The organism is Flavobacterium sp. (genome assembly GCF_027490375.1).
Lineage (GTDB): Bacteria > Bacteroidota > Bacteroidia > Flavobacteriales > Flavobacteriaceae > Flavobacterium.
The window spans coordinates 1-3,702 of sequence record NZ_JAIXYH010000096.1; the positions used below are offsets into that span (position 1 = coordinate 1).

The window sequence follows — 3,702 nt, forward strand, 5'->3', positions numbered from 1 at the left end:
GCACCAGCGATATGATTTTAATTCGAGTTCAGGTTTGTTATCAAAGCTGCTTTTATTCTTTTATCTTTGGGTAATTATAACCTAGTTAACAGTCATGTACACTACTTTTCACTTGGCATCGGCAGAAGATTTAACCACTGACATTCTAGACGCAATAAAAGTTGCCTACAAATCAAAGGCAATTACTATCATAGTTGAGGAAAACACAATTGCTGTTGAACTTACCGCCGACATGAAAGCGGTTTTAGACACACGTTTAGAAGAAGATGAAAGTACCTATCTATCGGCCGAAGAGTCGGTAAATAAGCTGATGAAAAAGTATGGCTTATAGGATTCTTGTTTCGCCACGTGCTCAAAAAGAAATTGAAAATGCAATCGACTATTATGCTTTGAATAGTACCGTTGCTTCGAGAAAATTTATTGCTTCTGTTGCCACAGCCTATCAGATATTGAGTGAAGTCCCTTTTTTTACCGTGCGTTATAAAGACATTCGCTCCTTTAAAATCAAGTATTTTCCCTATAGTTTATATTTTGTAGTCTACGAAGAGCGAAAAGTGGTTCGCGTTCTATCTTGTTTTCACAACAAACGAAATCCCGACAAAAGACCCAAAAATGGATAAGGAAATGATAGGTTTTTATTCCGCGAATCCCCAGAAAAAGGACGCCGCCACTATCCAGGCTGCGGGTGTCGTTACCGAAGTAGCGTTGCCAACAATTGTTGAAGGCACGGATTTGAAATCCGCGCGATCGGATCAAAAACTATATTTACAAACTGTCGAAAAAGCCGACTACTTTCAAGGCTTCTATCTATTTCCGCTCTAAGAAATTCATATCCTATTAAAATGTTGAACTTAAGGCATTATAATCGTCCATACTAAATATGCTTGCTTTATTTAGGTTATTTCTAAAAAACAATAATGATACTCCACTTTTTAAAAGTGTTAATTCGAAATTATCGTCGTCTACCGTGGATTTTTTAAAATCAACATTTAAGATTTTTAATGATTTTTGCGCCTTTTCGTATGTTGTATTAAAGCCAATAAAAAATGTATGATTGTTTTTACGCAGACTATATACTTTTTCGGCATCATAACTAAAATCAAACTGAATACCAATCACAATTTTGCTAAAAGTGGTTATCTCAAAATATAAATTTTCAAGAGTACATGAGTATAAACCGGGAATGTCTCCTTCTTCATTTTGAATTAACTCTACTTGTGAGCTAGAACTGATAATTTTTCCGATTTTGATTCCAGCCACTTCTCCCTCGAGAATAAAATCTTCTAAAATCATGGATTGTATAAATTATAATTTTTTCAACTATTTTTTGGAGTTTTATCTCTCTGTCCTTTCCTTTAAATGCGCCAATATCAAAGATTTATTGTGCTTTCTCTTCCAACTCCTTCTTAAATTTAGGGTCGTTCATCTTATCTTCAAATGCTTTTTCACCTATTTTCACTTGTTCTTTTGAAACTTTTTTTCCAACAACGTAATAAATGATATCGCCAGCATCATTAATTTCAAAGCCAATTTCTGTCAATTTTTTACCCTTATAAAATATATCTCCATGAATTCCTTTTGTTAGAACATCAGAAATAACTGTTTTTGCCCTTTGCCAAACAAAACCTAAACTACACGGATTCCCATTATGCACCAACACGTTGTATTGCGAGACATAATAAGTAGCGTACTGGTCAACGATAAAGTTATAAACTTTAAAGTTCCCTACAACGAGTTCAATTTTAGAAATTACTTTGGTGTTGCCGTCATAGATGGTTAACAGGTCGCCTACTTTTAGCTCGTCTACTTTCTGCCACTTGCCACCAATAAAAAAAGGGGGCTCGTGTGTGGCTAAAATTTATAAGGCATCGCGAAATTAGCAAAATGTGTGGCGACAGACCGGGCTGCCAAAAATTAGGATAAAGGTTTGCAAATATATCGCCAAGGCCGGCTTATATCCTATATTATTGGAAACTGCTTATCCCCGTCCCAAAATTGGTAACCATACTGATACTTATTTCAATTTCATTTTTCAAATTTTCAATGCTTTTAATCTTGGCCTCGTAATATGGTAGGTCCCAGTTTTCGCTTACGATAACGCGGACACAGAAGTAATGATGGTCTGTGACCTCAAAATCAGTTGGGTAGTAACCAATATCGATAATTGCATTCTGTTGTTCAAATTCTATTCGGGCAATATCCTCAATAAAATTAAGTAACTGATGTTTAATGTCTACATCCAGCCATATAATAGAATTTGTATTGAACAATCTTCCTCCTTTAAGCTCTAATTCATCAAATAGATTAACCACTACTTTTTTGTTAATTTTTTATACTCTGCTGCTGTTATAGGCGAGCCGTGATACTCTCCGCTGGGAGTTATCTCTACCCGAGAATATTGTGTTTCGATACCAGCTTTCGCTCCTATAACTTCTCCATGGCCCATAACTTTCCAATTTCTTCCTCCTTCAACTTTTACATCAATACCCGACTCAAGTACTTTAGTTTCTAGTTTTCTTATATCGAGATCTGGTCGATCCATAGCAGCAGATTCTTTGTTTTTTTGGAACAATACTCTTCCAACTGAAGCCCTTCAGCTAATGAAAACGGTTACGTCAACGGTTTAAATCAGCGTGATTTTGGGAGGTTGTTGGATAGTTAACATACGAATCCAAGCTTATTAGGTCAAATATTCTTAAAAACAAAAAATCCAACTCATAATACTTCTCCATTTTATACTGTTTTTTTCGACGTCGCGAGACCTTTATTTCGAACGAATCATCAGGGTCTAAATCAAACACGTAGGCTAAATTAAAGACCCTGTACGCCTCTAGAATTGACGGGATATTAATAAGCGATACTTCATTTTTGTCAAGTGTGAGATTTTCCGTCAGAATACTCAGGTTATCAAGAATTTCGTCATATTTACCTATATCAAACATTCCTTGATAGAGCGAATTGAAAAAAGAGTCCGTGTCAGTATCATCGAAAACTGAGTTGATTTTTTTTATTGCAAGAAGGTTACTCATGATTTTATTATTTTCGAAATGGATCTGCCCTCTGCAGCCTTTGTTTTGCTGGGGATTAATTCCCCGGTGTTTGCGTCAATTACAGACTTAGATTTGCCACTTTGATCGAAGACTTCCAAGTGATCTTTTTTCTGAGAATCTAGGTAGTAAAAATCTCCTATTTTCAGTCCGAGTTCTTCTACATCTTTAGTTACTTCCATAATTTGAGCGCCTTTGTATTTCCTGTCCTTGAACCTACTTGAAACGGATTCCAGTACCGCTCCTACCTTACTTCTCTTAAATAAATCATAGATATTTCCGAATTCACACGGATTCCCATTATGCACCAACACGTTTTGTTGCGAGACATAGTAGGTATGGTATTGGTCAACGGTAAAGTTATAAACTTTAAAGTTCCCTACAACGAGTTCAATTTTAGAAATTACTTTGGTGTTGCCGTCATAGAGGGTTAACAAGTCGCCTAGTTTTAGCTCGTCTACTTTCAGCCAATTGCCGAGGCTCTAACACTATGGAAACTTAGCGCCTGTTTTTGATAAGTACTAGACTAATGACTCGCCCGCGTCGGCACGTACTGCCCCATGCTACTAAATTAGCAAATGCTAAACAAGTAACCTAAATATCTTTGCTATAAATTATCTCAAAATGAGGTGGTTGTATGGCTGTTTGCTTTTTA

At 36.1% G+C, this 3,702-nt stretch carries 9 protein-coding genes; 3 read left to right on the plus strand and 6 right to left on the minus strand.

From position 1 onward, the window contains the following. Nucleotides 1-94 precede the first annotated feature (94 nt). Genes Q0064_RS14325 through Q0064_RS14335 form a run of 3 tightly spaced genes read left to right on the plus strand, consistent with a single transcriptional unit; the run spans nucleotide 95 to nucleotide 822 of the window. Entirely contained in the window at nucleotides 95-331 is a 237-nt protein-coding gene (locus Q0064_RS14325; RefSeq protein WP_298148891.1) for a hypothetical protein, read from the plus strand. Beyond that, complete coding sequence (locus Q0064_RS14330; RefSeq protein WP_298148892.1) at nucleotides 321-620, plus strand: type II toxin-antitoxin system RelE/ParE family toxin; 300 nt, start codon at nucleotides 321-323, stop codon at nucleotides 618-620. Before Q0064_RS14325 ends, Q0064_RS14330 begins: the two co-directional genes overlap by 11 nt. Beyond that, nucleotides 613-822: a hypothetical protein gene (locus Q0064_RS14335; protein WP_298148893.1), complete on the plus strand. Its 210-nt coding sequence runs from the start codon at nucleotides 613-615 to the stop codon at nucleotides 820-822. Before Q0064_RS14330 ends, Q0064_RS14335 begins: the two co-directional genes overlap by 8 nt. A gap of 15 nt (nucleotides 823-837) precedes the next feature. Here the strand turns inward: Q0064_RS14335 and Q0064_RS14340 are convergent, their stop codons facing one another. The 6 genes from Q0064_RS14340 to Q0064_RS14365 all read right to left on the minus strand — a co-directional run bounded on the left by Q0064_RS14340 (nucleotide 838) and on the right by Q0064_RS14365 (nucleotide 3,514). Beyond that, nucleotides 838-1,293 carry a hypothetical protein gene (locus Q0064_RS14340; RefSeq protein WP_298148894.1) on the minus strand — a complete coding sequence of 152 codons (456 nt, stop codon included), beginning with the start codon at nucleotides 1,291-1,293 and terminating at the stop codon, nucleotides 838-840. Between the two features lie 85 nt (nucleotides 1,294-1,378). Beyond that, nucleotides 1,379-1,858: a polymorphic toxin-type HINT domain-containing protein gene (locus tag Q0064_RS14345; protein WP_298148898.1), complete on the minus strand. Its 480-nt coding sequence runs from the start codon at nucleotides 1,856-1,858 to the stop codon at nucleotides 1,379-1,381. A 106-nt stretch (nucleotides 1,859-1,964) separates the two neighbouring features. Further along, on the minus strand, nucleotides 1,965-2,312 hold the full coding sequence (locus tag Q0064_RS14350) for a hypothetical protein (protein WP_298148895.1): 348 nt from the start codon (nucleotides 2,310-2,312) through the stop codon (nucleotides 1,965-1,967). Next, the gene (locus Q0064_RS14355) at nucleotides 2,312-2,542 is read right to left on the minus strand and encodes a hypothetical protein (RefSeq protein ID WP_298148896.1); all 231 of its coding nucleotides are present in this window, start codon (nucleotides 2,540-2,542) and stop codon (nucleotides 2,312-2,314) included. Before Q0064_RS14355 ends, Q0064_RS14350 begins: the two co-directional genes overlap by 1 nt. Nucleotides 2,543-2,615: 73 nt before the next feature. Continuing rightward, nucleotides 2,616-3,029 (minus strand): hypothetical protein, encoded by a 414-nt coding sequence (locus Q0064_RS14360; protein WP_298148897.1) that lies wholly within the window; start codon nucleotides 3,027-3,029, stop codon nucleotides 2,616-2,618. Next, a complete protein-coding gene (locus Q0064_RS14365) occupies nucleotides 3,026-3,514 on the minus strand; it encodes a polymorphic toxin-type HINT domain-containing protein (RefSeq protein ID WP_298148899.1) in 489 nt (162 codons plus the stop codon). Before Q0064_RS14365 ends, Q0064_RS14360 begins: the two co-directional genes overlap by 4 nt. Nucleotides 3,515-3,702: the final 188 nt, after the last annotated feature.